A 15,633-nucleotide genomic window follows, 5' to 3' on the forward strand; every position below is an offset into this window, starting at 1 on the left:
GTATGGTTTTATAGTTTGGAAGAATAATTATCTAGAACAGACATGGCAATGTAAAGTAAAATGAGCAAGGGAATGGCCGCAAATTGTAATATGATCAACAATACCACACAGAGCATAATAAAAATGTAACGCGTAGCATTCGCCTTAAAACTATATGTCTTGAACTTTAAGGCGAACAGCCTGATACCTGAATTCATAAGGTAACAACTAACCAGCGTTACGGCCATTAAGAACCACTTATTTAAAATGATGACATTAAAGGCATCGTTGTTCTGAAATTCCATGATAAGGGGTAAGGACAGGATCAGCAAGGCATTGGCCGGTGTGGGTAAGCCCTTGAAGTAGTTCTGCTGCTCGGTGTCGATATTGAAATTGGCCAGACGATAGGCCGAGGCCAAAGGGATAAGCAAGCCTATCAGCGGAATTAATGGCAACCCAATAGTTTGTGACAGGTCCGATCCCCCCCAGTCCAAGGTCGCCATATCCAGTAATTTATACATCACTACTCCCGGTACCAGTCCGCTGGTCACCATATCGGCCAAGGAGTCCAACTGCAGACCCAAGTCACTTTGCACCTTTAGTTTACGTGCGAAGAACCCATCGAAAAAATCAAAAAAGATCCCTAAAAAGACAAATAAAGCCGCACCGACAAACTGGCCATTTACGGCATGAATCACCCCAATGGCACCACACAATAAATTCAGCAGCGTCATGGTATTCGGAATATGTCGTTTCATGGCTTTACGATCAGTTAATAGCTTTTCAAAATTTAGCGCTCGGCCTCCAACAGAAAGACGGCACCGCTGTAAAAATAGCAAACTAAAAGCGTCTGAGACCCATCAGCCATTAATTTTTCTTAACAGATAAGTGGCAGCACTATGTCATGAGGCTAAAAAACCTAATCTGGGCAATTGCTGTTCTTCATTATTTGTTAAGCCGACGTTATATCAGAGCTATTCATGGCTTTAAACCCCATGTGTATAAGACAGAACGAGAGATAAAAACAATAACTATTCTAAATTCAAGTTTATAGATTGTAAATTATGTGCATCTTTGTAAAAAATTTGTGATTGAAAGTTTACCTCGCTACCATATCCTGCCTGATCGGTCTGCTCTTAAGTAGTCAGACCACCAGAAAATATTCCAATGAATTTATGAATATTGGAGTCGATGCTGCCGCATTGGGCATGAGCAGTGCGGTCACCTCCCATACCTCTGATGTCAATTCGGGTTATTGGAACCCGGCCGGTCTGCTGGCACTCGAAGACAATCAACTGGCCCTGATGCATTCCAGTTATTTTGCGAACATCGCCAACTACGACTATGCGGCCTATGCCATGCCTCTGGATGACAGGAGTGCCGTGGCTGTCTCCCTGATCCGTTTTGCGGTGGACGACATCCTGAATACCACCCAGCTGATCGATGAGCAGGGCAACATCAACTACGACCGCATCAGCCTGTTTTCCACGGCCGATTACGGGCTCACCTTTTCCTATGCAAGGGCGCTCCCGGTTGAAGGCCTGAACTATGGGGTGAATGCCAAGGTGATTCGGCGTATCATTGGGGATTTTGCCTCGTCCTGGGGCTTTGGACTGGATCTAGGGATACAGTTTGAAACAGGAAATGACTGGAAATTCGGCCTCATGGCGCGCGACATTACCACGACCTTCAATGCCTGGGCCATCGATGAAGATGAATTCAACACGATTCGTGATGCCGTGGCGGGTCAAAATCAGGAATTGCCTGAAACCACCGAAATCACCATTCCAAAATTACAGCTGGGCGTTTCCAAAATGCTCACCTTTAACTACGATTACAAACTCCTGACGGCCGTCAACCTGAATGTGCGTTTTGAAGAGAACAATGATATCATTTCAAGCTCTTTTGCCAGTATCAATCCGGCGCTTGGATTTGAATTTGCCTATATCGATATGGTCTATCTACGAGCCGGTATGGGTAATTTCCAGAATGAGCTGCAGATCGACAATACCGAGCAACTCACCTTTCAGCCGAGTTTTGGTGTGGGTTTTAAATACAACGGCATCCAGATAGATTATGCCTTTACCGATATTGGTGATCAGAGCGTTGCGCTGTATTCCAATGTCTTCTCCTTAAAACTCGATTTTAGTATCTTTAGATAATCTCATTTTCCATGCGTAAACAACTGTTCCTGCTCTTTATCCTCTTCACTGCCCTAACAGCAGCAGGTCAGCCCAAAACATTATCACCGGAAGCAGAAATCAGTGTGCTGACCATTGGCCCGGGCTACACCTTGAACGATGCCTTCGGACACAGTGCGTTCCGAATCAAGGATCACATCAGGGGCATCGACCTGGTATTCAACTATGGCGTTTACGATTTCAACGCGCCCAACTTTTACCTCAAGTTTGCCCAGGGTAAGCTCAATTACCTCATCGGACTGGATTACTATGAGGATTTCTATGAAAGTTATGTATCCCAGAACAGAACCATTAGGGCGCAGGTGCTCAATTTGTCGCCAACCGAGAAACAGCAATTATTCGATTATCTCCTTAACAATTACAGACCAGAGAACCGGGCCTATCTCTATGATTTCTTCTACGATAATTGCGCCACTAAAATTCGCGATGTGGTTGAGGACATTTCCGATCATCCTATTGCCTTTTATGTCCCTGAAGACTTCGAGGCTAAAACCTTCAGGACACTCATTCATGAGCATCTGAAGCTCAATTCCTGGGGGGCTTTGGGTATCGACGTGGCTTTGGGATCGGTCATCGATCGGGAGGCCTCGCCTTACGAACACATGTTTTTACCGAAAAACATCTATCGCTTTTTTGCTGCGGCCGATATGCAGTCCAATCCCGACCAGGCCCTGGTCATTGCATCTTCGGTGTTGTTCGAAAAGTTGGAGCAACCAAAATCCAATGGTTTCATCAGCAGTCCGCTGAGTATATTTGGCCTGATAGCCTGCATCATCCTTTTCATCACCTACAGGGACTTTCAACACAAGCAACGGAGTCCTTGGCTGGATGTAGTGTTATTCAGTGTCACAGGAATTGTTGGGGTATTTATCTTACTCTTATGGTTTGCCACCGACCATACCGGCACCCATCAGAATTACAATCTGTTATGGGCCTTTGCGCTGAACCTGTTCATGATCCCCCAACTTCTGAAAACACAGCCGAAGTCCTGGTTTGTCAAGTACCTCAAATTCCTGATCATCCTGCTGGCCTTGATGACCCTGCACTGGATCATCGGTATTCAGGTGTTCGCCATAGGATTGATACCCTTATTTATAGCATTAGCCTGTCGTTACCTGTTTTTGGTATACCACTATAATAGGCTGAAATAATGATTACCATAATCTAAAGACTACCAACTACCATCTAAAGACTACCAACAAACATCACTGCCCCCTGAAGAAGATCACCGTACTAATGGTTTTGATGAGGATATTGATATCGAGCAGGTAACTGCGGTGTTTGATATAGTACAGATCATACTGCAGTTTCAGCAGGCTGTCATCCACCGAGGCCCCATAGCGTGTCTTCACCTGTGCCCAGCCCGTAAGTCCGGGTTTAATGATATGCCGGGTCTCGTAAAACGGCAACAACTGCGATAACTCCCGCACAAAATGGGGGCGCTCCGGTCTCGGACCAATCAGACTCATCTCCCCTTTCAAAATGTTCAGGAACTGCGGGAACTCATCCAAACGGGTATTTCTCAAAAACTTTCCAAACAGGGTAATTCGAGAGTCATCCTTAGTGGCCCATACGGCGCCTTTCTGTTCGGCATTCCTGATCATGGTGCGGAACTTGATCATTCGAAACACCTCGCCATTTTTTCCAATACGGTCCTGGACATAAAACAGGGGACCTTTATTGCCAATCAGGTTGCCCAACAGAATGAAGGGTACAAATACACTTCCCAGTAGCAATCCGATCAGGGCGGTTACAATATCGGAGAGTCTGCGGAAAAAGAGGTAAAGCTTATTCTGATTGCTTCGGCTGAAAGGAAAGTATTTATAAAAATCCTTACCCACGAACTGCACCGGTACCCGATGGGTCATTTCCTCATAGACCTGTGTGTACTCTTTAATGGGGAACCCGGTTTCCAGCAGGTTCATAAGGTGATGGTAGATATCAGGAGTGATGTTTTCCGAGTTGTAACTGGCCACCACGATCTCCCTGATATCGAATTCCTGAATGATCTTATGGATTTCATTCGGATTGTATTCCGGTATGCCTAAAAAACGCAGGCTCTCGGGTTTCACCGGTTCACAGTTAATAAAACCCATAATCTTATAGTTGGGGTCAGCCTCCTTGAAGGCATTTATGATCGTCTCTATATTGGATATTTCACCAATGAGCAGTACTTTTTTATAAAAGCGCGGAGAGGCAACAAAGGTTAAATAGAGGTAACGCCAAAGCAGCAGGGCAAATAAAATTGAGAAATAAAAATAGAGGATCTGCAGGCGATTGTCCGGCAAGAATGGGGTGAAGAATGGCGTTAAAAAATAGAACAGCACCGTTGTGGATACCGTCAGGACGATGTTGGAGGTCACCACTTCCAGCTTACTGGACTTCTGCAGGTCGTACAGCTCGAAAACGGTTCCAAAAATAGAGATATACAAAATGAGCACCAGTACCCAGGTCCAGTTCTCTTCATTGATACTGAAATAATCGAAATCGAAAATAGTCCCCACCACATACAGTACTGCCAAGACAAAAAGGATATCGAACAGTCTGAGCAGGACCTTACGTTCTGAAATATCAAAATGAATACTTGGGGTGGCCATGAAGATCACAGGTTAATAGCAGCATAAAGATACTATCTTAAATTAAAACATCCGGATTTATTTTAAAATAGTCAGCCATTGTTCCCTGACAACGGACCAGTCGAAGGCCTCTGCTTTTTGTCTGGCTGCCATAGTCATAGCCTTCAGGCGCTCCGGGTTGGAGATGAGAATTTTAATAGCGTCTACAAATTCCGCTTCAGCATTGGGGTTGACAAGTATGCCGTCCTTTTCATGGGTGATCAGGTAAGGCATGCCACCCACATTGGTGGATACTACGGGCAGTCCCAGGGCCATGGCCTCAATCACACTTACCGGCATATTATCGAAGTTCGTGGTATTGATGAACAGGTTATAATCTTGTGAAAGGGCTATCCACTTTTCTTTGGACAACTTTCCGGTAAAGTACACCTCAAGCTCTAAGGCCTCGGCCAAGCTTTTGGTAGCCTCTAAACTGCCGTCACCACTATCCGGTCCAACCATGCACAGGTATGCTTTAATGCCTTCGTCGCGCAGGCACTTCAACACCTTTACTGCCAGTTCCGGGTTATAAATGTTTGAAAAGGAGCGCACCCATAAAATCTGAGGCTCTTGTAATGGTCTTGACTTAAATTGATAATTGTCCAGGTCAATGCTATTCGGAATATACTTAAGATGTGTATAGCCATATCGCGCGAAAGTGTTCTCCATAAATCGGGATGGAGCGATATTGACATGGGCGTGATTAAAAAGGCGTTGACTCCATAGCGGACTCTGTTTTAGTCGCGTTTCTAGGTTACCCCCATGTAAGATGGGAATGTACTTTAATTTAAACATCCGACATAATTGAGCGACCCATACGGCATACCAGAAGTTAAGCGTACTATAGGTATCTATAAGGACATAGTCGACCTTCTTATTATACTTCCAACAGGTGTAAAGCATATCCAATAACCTAACCACTTTATTTCTTTGCGATGAGGCATAAAATACCTGTATACCCTCTTGTTCCAATAAGGGTCCCAAATGTGCGATACCGGTTATGTTTCGACGCCGATCCTTTAGATTATTCCCTATATAAAGTACAGAAGTCATGGCCTTAAAGGTACGAGTAAATTTAATGTCAATTTAGAACAGGTTTAAAAACATGTTCTCAAGTATTCCTACCTTTCCATAATAATTCAAGATAAACTAAGGAGGGAATGCATTCCAATCATTAAAACAGTTTAGATTCTCAGAACCCTCCGTCTCACGCCTGTCGCGTAATCCACCTCCCTTAGGCTTAAAGTAGGAGCCAGTTAAATTAATCTTTCTTGTTCCCCTCTTGGGTTCAAGAGGGGAATGAATCCCGCCTAATGGCGGGAGAAAGGGGTGTTTGATTAAAAAACACGTATTGTTTAGCATAACCCTCCGTCTCACGCCTGTGGCGTGATCCACCGCCTTTAACCTTAAGTGAGGAGCCGGTTACATAAATCTTTCTTATTCCCTTATGAATTAATGGATTCCTGCCTGCGCAGGAATGACAAAAACACTTCTATTCTAAATTTGATTAATCCAAGTAAGAATATAAGCTCAAAAGCTTGGAGATTCAGGAACGAAGTGACGCCAAGTTTTGAGCTTGGTTCACCGAAGGTGAAATTCCTACTATTGGTGTCCTTTTTTTGGTTCATTTTTTTGGACAAGCAAAAAAATGAACATAAAACCAAATTGACTGCCGAAGCTATAAGGACTAGACGTTTTTGGTTCTTTTTGCGGCAATGGGAAAAAGAACATTTAAAAAAATAATAAATTCCTAATTGCTATCCCCCAGGTAGGCAGGTTTGGTTCAGTTGCTTGCCCTGAGCGCTGTCGAAGGGTTGGACAAGCAAAAAAATGAACATAAAACCAAATTGACTGCCGAAGCTATAAGGACTAGACGTTTTTGGTTCTTTTTGCGGCAATGGGAAAAAGAACATTACTAAGAATTATAAATCATTCCGTAATAGATTCCCGCTGTAGTTTATCTTGAGCGATAGTCGAAAGGCAGGAATGACAAATCCATCTAAAATTTAAATTGACCGCCGAAGATTCAAGGCTAGCATTTCCTGCCTGCCATCCGCCAGGTAGGCAGGTTTGATTCTTTTTTGGGCAATGCAAAATGCAAAGCATTCATGAATACCATATCATAACAAAAAGGATGCATGAATAAAAAGAATATTTATAAAGGTGGTTTTGAGAACATTTCAATGTGCTCAAAATTTCATAAACCCCTACCGATCATAGATCAGTTCACCTTTAAAATCATTTAAGGGAAACAGGTAATAATAACTCCTTCTGATAAGATACAACCAAAAATGGATAACAAATACAGGAAATATGGATTTAAACCGATCCAAATATCGATCATAGATGGAATTATGATAGTTGCAGATCAAAAAGGGCGCCCGATCCGGTTCTAAATAATAGAACCTAATTAAATTATCATCCGGCACATTTGACGATAGAAAGGATTGGTACACAATGGATTTTCCGGCTTTGTTATACTCAAACAATTCCATCACCGACAAGGGTGTTGTACTGCCCTCAAGATAAAAAAGCAGTGTCTTGGAGACGTCTATTAAAACCCATTTCTTCAATGTCTCGGAATAAAACTCATTAAAGGCGTGACCCCCAAATTCAGAATTGAATGGAAAGGAGGTAATCCCCCATTCCCGTACGTCAACATCATTGACCACACAGAAGTTATTGAAGATCTGCGCCATATCACTGCACACCCCGCCCTCACCGGCCAGCATGATCTCCAGGGCCTTTTCTGAGGACAGGCTCAAGCCTCTGCCACCTTTAATATTGGTACGTAACCAACGTGCCAGTTCCATAATGGTATCGAAGTCATTGAGGTCTTTTTTACCCTTAAAGATCAAGGCACTAACAACAGTAAAACTTTTGGGAATAGCTTCCTTTTCGTTAATACTATTATAGTAAAGGGCCCCCAATTCCTTTTTAGATACGTTTTTGGAAAGGAGCTTGAATCTCATAAAATACAAGAAGGGATGCCTTTTAAAGATCCACTTCATTTTTTTAACTATTCGACCCATTAAAAACAGTTGTTAACGATGCGAAAATAATGAAAATAGTTTGACTCTTAATTGATTTTAGATATAAAGACCATAAAAACTACTTTAAAATGCAATTCAAAATAATAATTTTTAAACTATACTCATTTTTTAAGACTACTTAAAAATACGCGTTCAGGCACCACGTTCAACAAGGCAAAAGCATAGAGCAAGGCCGGGGCGGCTATACGCATTCCGGAATGGTTTATGGTGGCAAACCAGAAACAGAGAAAGGCATAAAAAAAATAATTCCGATTATTGGCGGTTCTAAAACCCAAGGGTTTAACAATTAAAATCATAATAATGATAATCCCTAAAATCCCATGCTCCGACAATAAACGCCCTATTTCATTGTGGGAGGGTAGTGATTTATTATCCCGAACTACTCGAATATCCTTAACGCGACTGGCGCCAATCCCCAAAAAAGGACTACCTAGAAAGCCTTCGATTTCTTCTTTAAACAACTGAAGACGACCTGTGGTAATATCTTCTTTTTTAATACCCTGTGCATTTTCATTGGCATAACGCTTATCAATAAGGCCCTGGGTCTGATAGGAACTAACCGTCCACGTAACGATAACAGTAATACACAACAGTATAAAAGAGACTACGATTTGGTTCTTCAATCTACCTGGGGATCTGTAAAATAAGCTCCACAAAAAAGCACCAACCACAATTACCGCGGCGAATACCCCACCTCGGCTAAAGGTGACGATAGCACGAAAGGTCATGGCGCCTAATAAGGCGATATTTAGTATCCTTAAAAACAGGGAAGGCGATTTCATGAACAACCGAACAGCAATGGCAAACATGCCCAAACCTAAAGCGGTAGACACCTGGTTCGGGCCAAATCCTCCCGAGGATGCCGCATTTGATGCGGTTCCGGACAAGGTATCCTTAATACTGGGGTTATATAAAAACAGATAGGTCGTCATGGTAATACAAGGCAGGGCGAGGTACATGATCACATTTAACAGTTGCCTGTTCGTAATCTTTCGATCGTAACAAAACAAGGCTGCAATCCCCAAACAGACCGGGCCACTCAATACAAAGGCGATATTTGTTCTGAAATTGGCAAAAAAACTTAAGGTCGTCGACGCCACTAAAATCGAAGGTACCAACAAAATCAGATAGATAAAATAGGGATAACCCTTACCATTCACCCCCTTAAAAAACATGCCCATCAGCATAAATAAAATGACCAGATATTTGGAAGCCTCATAGGCAATCCCCCCATCCGTCATTCGAAACAGCACTTCAGCACCCGAAAAATAGGCACAACCCAAAAACACATAATAGGACTTGTAATCCCCGGAGACCAAAACAATGCGAATAATGAAATAACCCATGACCACCCAAAAATACAGTTTGGATAAAGGTTCGTAAGCATATAATAGGATACCAAGGCCGATGTGCAGGATTACGGCCAGAACATAGTAATCATTTATGGCTTTTCTAAGTCGTGGCGTCAGTGGTTACAGAATTTAATAAGTTAACAATACGCTGGTTGTAATTTGTAAAGGTGAATTGCTTTACAAGTTTAGGTGCCTGATCTAAAAAAGCTCTTCGTTTCACCTCAGACAAATATAACAGCTTTTTGATTAGGTTCCCCAGGACATCATCGGTTACAGGATCTATTAAATACCCATTCTTTTCATCACCTATATAATGACCTATAGCGGACAGCCTGGAGACAATGGGGATACATCCAAAATTCAGGGCCTCAGCAATGACCTTCGGAAAGCCTTCAGACGCCGCTGTGGGTAACAAGAACACATGACTTTGTTCATAGACCTCGAACACCTCTCCTCTGGCCAAGGCACCGTGAAATTTAAAATCTATCTCACTCGATTGCACCAGTGATTTAAAATAATCCAAGTCCTCACCTGCTCCTACGAGGTGTACCGCTTCAACCCTGTCCAGATCTTTGTTATTCAGACCTAAAAAGGCCCGGATGATCCGCTCCACCCCTTTCTCCCGTTCCAGGCGTCCCACGAAACAAAAGGATAACTTTCCACTAAAATCTTTCTGTCGCCTCACTTGTTCACCAAGCCTGATGTCGGCCTCACTGAGACATGGATTTTCAAAACTTAAATGATTGACAGGCTGATGCTCCCAGAACCCGTTAATGGTTACCTTTCGAGTCTGATGCTTTAGCAGCCAGCGCTGAAGCGCATAGCCTAATGGGGGTTGCTTCTGGTTCCAGTTCCCTGCGTATTTGTACCAGCCCTTCTTTTTTGTAAAAAAGGTCAAATACGGAATGACATACACTCCAATACCGGTCGGTGCTCGAAATTGAAATATATCCACCTTTTTAAGGACAGCGGAAATAATACTCATGATTTTAGGAGCATACCACAATATCCTAAACTTATCCCGGAACTTTGGCCCTCCAACCGCAGGAATCGGGACAAAATGAATACGTTTCGATTGGTATAACAGGGCACTGGGTGGGGCCTCTCCCTGATGTAACATGGCCACATGGTAGATCTCCTCGAACACCTCCAGGAGGTGGTTAATTTCCATCACCGTTGGTCCCCATCCTACAATGGTACCGTCGGTCGTTTTGTAATGTTCGGTATGGGAGATAATGGCCAGTTTCATAAGCGTCCTGACAAAGTTGCCATTTTTATTTTAACTTAAAAATTATTTTTGGTTTTATGTTTTTTGTCATTCCTGTTTTTAAAGATAGTATAGTTAATCAGAACCCTCCGTCTCACGCCTATGGCATGATCCACCTCCCTTAGTCTTAAGTGAGGAACAAGACTTATTAATATTACTTGTTCCCCTCTTCAGAGGAAGAGGGGTGTCACGCTTTTGCGTGACGGGGAGTTTGATTTAATATTTAGTTTATTTTTTTCAGAACCCTCCGTCTCATGCCTGCGGCGTGATCCACCTCCCTTAGGCTTAAGGGAGGAACAAGACCTATTAATCTTTCTTGTTCCCCTCTTCCTCTGAAGAGGGGTGTCACGCTATTGCGTGACGGGGAGTTTGATTTAATATTTAGTTTATTTTTTTTCAGAACCCTCCGTCTCACGCCTGCGGCGTGATCCACCTCCCTTAGTCTTAAGTGAGGAACAAGATAGAATGAACTTCCTTCTTTAAAAGTCCATAATAGCTGGCAGGCGAGCATCAATAGTTTGAAGGTTCCGTAAAAAAGAAATGCTGTTCGATCGAAGAGAGTTCATTTCTTTTAGGAACCAAAAACGTGATTGACCGCCGAAGCTATAAGGACTAGACTTTTTTGGTTCTTTTTTGGGCAATGCAAAAAAGAACAATACTAAGAATTATTTATACCCTCTATAACAGAAACATACTTCTTAATAACATGAACCCACTGATGTTCTTGCGCCCATAAAAGCGCCCCCTTTCTGTAATCAGAAATGTTATTCAAAATAGTGGTTACGGCCTCAACGAAGGCTTCCGCATCCGTTCCGTCTATAAGCAGACCCGATTGCCCTTGTTGAATCGCATCCGCAATACCCGATCCACTGGCTCCAATAGCCGGTATGCCCATGGCATTGGCTTCCAGAATGGCAATACCAAAACCTTCAACATCGCCCGTGACCGTGGTGGTACTTAACATGACAAAAATATCCGTTCCCTGGAGCACCTGCTTCACTTTTTGCTTATCCAATACCCCGCGAAATGTCACATGGGATGCCACGCCCAGGTCCTCGGCACGCTTAATAAATTCAGGCATCTTTTTTGACATACCAACACATTGGTAATGCAAGTCAGGATAGACTTTTAAAAGCACAGGTAAATGCTTAATGACCTGCAACTGCCCTTTTCGCTTACTCAAACGTCCCACCGTCGTAAGCACCGGTTTTCCGGTAATCCTCTTTTGAGACATTTCGACCGGCAGCCAATCTTTTAGGTCAATGGCATTGGCAATGACTAGCACTTCTCTATTTAAATGACTTACCAATGTTTTGGTGAAGTGGGAAACGGCAACTATGCTGTTGAACCGTTTTAAAGAAAAATCCACCGCCTTTCTTAATAGATAAGCCTTAAAATTAACTTCGGTACCATGAATCACCGCCAGTCTTTTACATGAATAGACCAGGCTGCACAGGGCAACATTCCAGAGTGAAAATTTTCCCGTGGCAATCACATAGGGCCTGTTTTTCAAGGCCTTTAAAACCATTATTATGCGCCTGAAATACATAAATAGTCGTGGTGTCCTACCTTTTATACGTTCTACCTTAAAGGGCAAGGTGGCATCAAAGGCCATTTCCTCCAGACCATCCCCGGATCTGATATCCGTTATCACATGAACCTCAAAACCATATTCAGATAACTGAAGGGCCAAATGATAGGCATGATTGCCTATGCCCCCCGGTTGGGGTGGGAATTCCGAGGTGACTAAAAGGATGTGCTTTAGTTTTGACATCAGTCCAGAGTATCAATTAACGGACCCTCTTCTAACTTTTTACTCGATAAGCGCCAGGATTTAAGCACCTGATAAAGTACCAAAGGTAAAAGTAACACAGTCAAAAGTGCACCCAAAGCCAACATGGGCTTATTTTTTTTAAAGCGATATGGCATGATTGATAGGGGTACCGTTCGCAATAGTGTATACTTCGCCTCTTTGTTCCCGAAATACCGTCTAAAAAGATAAAGTACAGAGGGTATGGGCCTGGGGGCATTCCATTTCGATGTCCTGAAGGCATCCCAACTGCCCATATCACGTAATCCACCGGAACCCACCTTTAAATGCAGGCGTTTGGCATAAGGATTGGACACATTTAAATACCCCTTTAAATAAGCGCGTAAACCGAACTCACCATCACCCATACGCTGTTTTTCAAACTGGCGATCAAACAAACCGATAACTTCGAACACTTCTTTTTTTATTAAGGCATTCCCGGTATCCAACTGATCACTGACTCTAAAAAAAGAATAATGTGCTGGTACTTCAGCCCCGACTTCCGATAGGGATACCCCGAATGAGATGTCAGCCTTAAAAAAATCCAAACATTTCAAATGATTGCTTATCCAATCCGAACCTACGCGGCTGTCATCATCAAAAAATAGCAGGTAGTTCCCTTTAGCCATCTTAATGGCCGTGTTGCGCGCGAGCCAAAGTGCTTTCTCTTCTTGTCGTTCTACCTTCAAATCTAACTTAAAATGACTATAAAAAGAGTCTTGATATTCATCAGATTGATCTATCACTATAACCTCAAAATTGTTATAATCCTGGACCTCCAAATCCCGTAAGGCATCCTTTAAATACTCATAACGGTTTAATGTTGGAATAATCACAGTCACCAGAGGTTTGATTTCCAGTAGCCCGGACTTAAAACTGCCCCAATTGGGATATGGTAATGGCTGTTGTAAATAACCAATTCTAGCGACATTACTTGTTGCAAACCAGGCCCGCAATTCCTTAAACGGATTGTAAAAGCTTAGGAGACGTAATACCAGGACATAGGCTACCCATGCGCGATTAAAATATTTTCGAAGGAAGTGGTACTGATCCCGCAGCGGCACCCTTTCAACGGTGGTTAGGGTTTTTTCCTTTCCAATCCATCCTTGATGTAAGGCCTGCCAGGCCAAATCGTAGTGCATGGCTGCAGCACTCTGATAGCCGGTATCCGGACGTAACCAGTGTTTCACCTCATACGGCAATGCATCCGGTTCAGGATAGAGGAAGTCTCCAGAATCCCGTTTCAGGGAAAAGTAATGTGTAGGTTGTACATATTTCAGAAAGGCAAACAACATAAAATCGATTAGTTAGGAACACAAAATATATTGGGTGGTAAAGCATTGTTAAGTTGATATTCCTCCAAATTCATATCCAATACTTTATAATTACGGGTCTTAAAAAAATCTAATATGCGGCGATCATTATTCGTTTCTACCACAAATAGAGGTTGAAATGTCTTTAAAGTGTCTTCGGATCCCTTTAAGATATCCAGTTCAATACCGTCCACATCAATTTTTATTAAATCGCATTTATTAAAATTATTTTTTGACACATAGGAATCAACCGTAACCATTGGGATATTTACTGAATCAGTAACTATTTCAGTTTTTAAAACATTGGAAGTGGTATTATTTAGAAAGAGTTCAACCACTTTTTCCTCAATGCCTACCGCTAAATTCTCCAAAATTATAGCATCTTTTAAATTATTCACATCTATAGACTTGGCAAACGAATCATGCACCTGTCTATTAGGCTCAAAGGCTACAATCTGACCCTGATTTCGACAAATGCTCTGAGACCAAACTAAACTGAGGAATCCAAAATTGGCTCCAATATCCAACACTGTTAAATTATGTTGGTTCGATTTATAAAACTTGCAAAGTTTGATAGTGTTATTCAACAAAGTGGTTTCTACACCTTTTTTCAGGGCTTTAGAGGCCTCCTTCAATGGCGCGTAAAAACTAAACCTGACCAGATATTGTTGATACCTCCGTTCAATATTAACCTTTACAATTCTATATACCCCATTGGGTTTATTCAGTGCATTTACTAAGCCCTTGGCAATATTAGATTTGCCTAAAAAACGCTTTATAGCTGCAGGAACTTTGTTATATATTTTAACCAGTCTACTCACTATAAAACTTTACAAATTGTTCCACTTGATGCTTCAAATTAAAATTACGTCTTACATGCTCTATGGCGTTCGCCTTAATCTTATTTTTTTCTTCAACGGGCAATGAAACAACTTTCATTAAAGTTTTAGCCAATAATTTCGGCTGTCTTTTTGGAACTACAAAACCAGTTACACCACTTAATACATTTTCAGATAGGCCCTCCGCATCTGACACAACACATAGCAATCCCATGGCTTGCGCTTCTAAAACGGCATTGCAAAATCCTTCCTGGACACTATATTGTAAATAGATGTCGGAAGTTTCAAGTATTTCCTTTACAAAACGGGGGGCTATTTTACCGGTAAATGTAATATTTTGAAGCATATCTAACTGAAATACTGCAAACTTTAATCGTTCTAATTCTATACCTTCACCAATAATTGTATACTTAAAATTAAGTCCTGACTCTTTTAATAAACTTAAGGCTTCAAGCGTATAATTCAATCCTTTTTTCCAGTGCAATCGCGCAATACTTACAAAATGAATCGTTTCTCCAAGATTGAGTTCTTTTTTACTTTTAAAAAAGGTGACATCAATGGCCGGAGTAATCTTTACGATTTCAGTCTCGTCCTTAAACCCATACTTATAAACCATGGCTTTAATGTCATTGGATATAACATGAATTTTATCAACTTTATTCCATAGTTTATTGTAACAATCAGGATGCCCAATGGGATAAATACTGATGTCAAACCCTCTGAAGCTTACAGCCATTTTAGCACCAATAGCTTTTGCTATATGCTCGCTTTGCAAAGCCATAGTGGCAAAACCAAAATGAACCCAATCTAAATTCGCCGTTAATAAATGGCTATTATTGTATAAGTTTTTTAAAAGTTGCTTATTAGATCGACCATATTGCTTTTCCAGTCTAACAAACCTTATAGATCGATTAAGATTTAAGAATAACTTTAAAAACACCGTTAGGCTATTTCCTAACAAAAATATGAAGTTACGTTTATACACTTTTGGCGCCACTTTAACATCACACAAACTGAAGTCAGCTTCTTTATTCTGTACAAACATGGTTACCTGAAAACCATGATTTTGCAAGCCTTTTATTTTGGAAACAAAAAAGGTTTCGGAATAACTCGGCGGTTTAGCTAATACAAGTCCTATTTTCAAGATGAAACTATTTCTGGGTAAAATTTAATAATCGATTAACATAACTGCTATTAAAATAAT

12 protein-coding genes are annotated in these 15,633 nt (G+C 41.8%); 2 read left to right on the forward strand and 10 right to left on the reverse strand.

Going from position 1 to position 15,633, the window contains the following annotated elements; genetic code table 11:
• Positions 1 to 8: 8 nt before the first annotated feature.
• The gene (locus MR041_RS00335) at positions 9 to 737 is read right to left on the reverse strand and encodes a CDP-alcohol phosphatidyltransferase family protein (protein WP_242091594.1); all 729 of its coding nucleotides are present in this window, start codon (positions 735 to 737) and stop codon (positions 9 to 11) included.
• Positions 738 to 1,070: 333 nt separating this feature from the next.
• On the opposite strand from MR041_RS00335, the gene MR041_RS00340 reads away from it, so the two are divergent.
• Together MR041_RS00340 and MR041_RS00345 are read left to right on the forward strand one after the other, a co-directional pair.
• The gene (locus tag MR041_RS00340; protein WP_479686164.1) at positions 1,071 to 2,141 is read left to right on the forward strand and encodes a putative type IX sorting system protein PorV2; all 1,071 of its coding nucleotides are present in this window, start codon (positions 1,071 to 1,073) and stop codon (positions 2,139 to 2,141) included.
• 11 nt (positions 2,142 to 2,152) lie between these two features.
• Complete coding sequence (locus MR041_RS00345; protein WP_242091595.1) at positions 2,153 to 3,331, forward strand: lipoprotein N-acyltransferase Lnb domain-containing protein; 1,179 nt, start codon at positions 2,153 to 2,155, stop codon at positions 3,329 to 3,331.
• A gap of 54 nt (positions 3,332 to 3,385) precedes the next feature.
• Here MR041_RS00345 and MR041_RS00350 read toward each other — a convergent pair whose 3' ends face one another.
• From MR041_RS00350 to MR041_RS00390, 9 genes are all read right to left on the reverse strand, one after another.
• Entirely contained in the window at positions 3,386 to 4,777 is a 1,392-nt protein-coding gene (locus tag MR041_RS00350; protein WP_242091596.1) for a sugar transferase, read from the reverse strand.
• A 57-nt stretch (positions 4,778 to 4,834) separates the two neighbouring features.
• Positions 4,835 to 5,848 carry a glycosyltransferase family 4 protein gene (locus MR041_RS00355; protein WP_242091597.1) on the reverse strand — a complete coding sequence of 338 codons (1,014 nt, stop codon included), beginning with the start codon at positions 5,846 to 5,848 and terminating at the stop codon, positions 4,835 to 4,837.
• Between the two features lie 1,154 nt (positions 5,849 to 7,002).
• The gene (locus tag MR041_RS00360; RefSeq protein WP_242091598.1) at positions 7,003 to 7,827 is read right to left on the reverse strand and encodes a transglutaminase domain-containing protein; all 825 of its coding nucleotides are present in this window, start codon (positions 7,825 to 7,827) and stop codon (positions 7,003 to 7,005) included.
• Positions 7,828 to 7,949: 122 nt separating this feature from the next.
• On the reverse strand, positions 7,950 to 9,194 hold the full coding sequence (locus MR041_RS00365) for an O-antigen ligase family protein (protein WP_242091599.1): 1,245 nt from the start codon (positions 9,192 to 9,194) through the stop codon (positions 7,950 to 7,952).
• A gap of 106 nt (positions 9,195 to 9,300) precedes the next feature.
• Positions 9,301 to 10,449: a glycosyltransferase gene (locus MR041_RS00370; protein ID WP_242091600.1), complete on the reverse strand. Its 1,149-nt coding sequence runs from the start codon at positions 10,447 to 10,449 to the stop codon at positions 9,301 to 9,303.
• A gap of 676 nt (positions 10,450 to 11,125) precedes the next feature.
• A complete protein-coding gene (locus MR041_RS00375) occupies positions 11,126 to 12,241 on the reverse strand; it encodes a glycosyltransferase family 4 protein (RefSeq protein ID WP_242091601.1) in 1,116 nt (371 codons plus the stop codon).
• Positions 12,241 to 13,572: a glycosyltransferase family 2 protein gene (locus MR041_RS00380; protein ID WP_242091602.1), complete on the reverse strand. Its 1,332-nt coding sequence runs from the start codon at positions 13,570 to 13,572 to the stop codon at positions 12,241 to 12,243. The genes MR041_RS00375 and MR041_RS00380 overlap by 1 nt, the downstream gene beginning before the upstream one ends.
• An 8-nt stretch (positions 13,573 to 13,580) precedes the next feature.
• On the reverse strand, positions 13,581 to 14,411 hold the full coding sequence (locus tag MR041_RS00385) for an FkbM family methyltransferase (protein WP_242091603.1): 831 nt from the start codon (positions 14,409 to 14,411) through the stop codon (positions 13,581 to 13,583).
• Positions 14,404 to 15,573, reverse strand: a complete 1,170-nt coding sequence (locus MR041_RS00390) for a glycosyltransferase family 4 protein (RefSeq protein ID WP_242091604.1) — start codon at positions 15,571 to 15,573, stop codon at positions 14,404 to 14,406. Before MR041_RS00390 ends, MR041_RS00385 begins: the two co-directional genes overlap by 8 nt.
• Positions 15,574 to 15,633: the final 60 nt, after the last annotated feature.

This window comes from Aestuariivivens sediminicola (assembly GCF_022662015.1).
Taxonomy (GTDB): domain Bacteria; phylum Bacteroidota; class Bacteroidia; order Flavobacteriales; family Flavobacteriaceae; genus Aestuariivivens; species Aestuariivivens sediminicola.

What these genes read in the sequence shown, in the direction of transcription:
- MR041_RS00370 (WP_242091600.1), bottom strand. Translation starts at nt 10,449, where the DNA reads ATGAAACTGGCCATTATCTCCCATACCGAACATTACAAAACGACCGAC.
- MR041_RS00380 (WP_242091602.1), bottom strand. Translation starts at nt 13,572, where the DNA reads ATGTTGTTTGCCTTTCTGAAATATGTACAACCTACACATTACTTTTCC.
- MR041_RS00360 (WP_242091598.1), bottom strand. Translation starts at nt 7,827, where the DNA reads ATGGGTCGAATAGTTAAAAAAATGAAGTGGATCTTTAAAAGGCATCCC.
- MR041_RS00335 (WP_242091594.1), bottom strand. Translation starts at nt 737, where the DNA reads ATGAAACGACATATTCCGAATACCATGACGCTGCTGAATTTATTGTGT.
- MR041_RS00345 (WP_242091595.1), top strand. Translation starts at nt 2,153, where the DNA reads ATGCGTAAACAACTGTTCCTGCTCTTTATCCTCTTCACTGCCCTAACA.
- MR041_RS00365 (WP_242091599.1), bottom strand. Translation starts at nt 9,194, where the DNA reads ATGGGTTATTTCATTATTCGCATTGTTTTGGTCTCCGGGGATTACAAG.
- MR041_RS00375 (WP_242091601.1), bottom strand. Translation starts at nt 12,241, where the DNA reads ATGTCAAAACTAAAGCACATCCTTTTAGTCACCTCGGAATTCCCACCC.
- MR041_RS00355 (WP_242091597.1), bottom strand. Translation starts at nt 5,848, where the DNA reads ATGACTTCTGTACTTTATATAGGGAATAATCTAAAGGATCGGCGTCGA.
- MR041_RS00350 (WP_242091596.1), bottom strand. Translation starts at nt 4,777, where the DNA reads ATGGCCACCCCAAGTATTCATTTTGATATTTCAGAACGTAAGGTCCTG.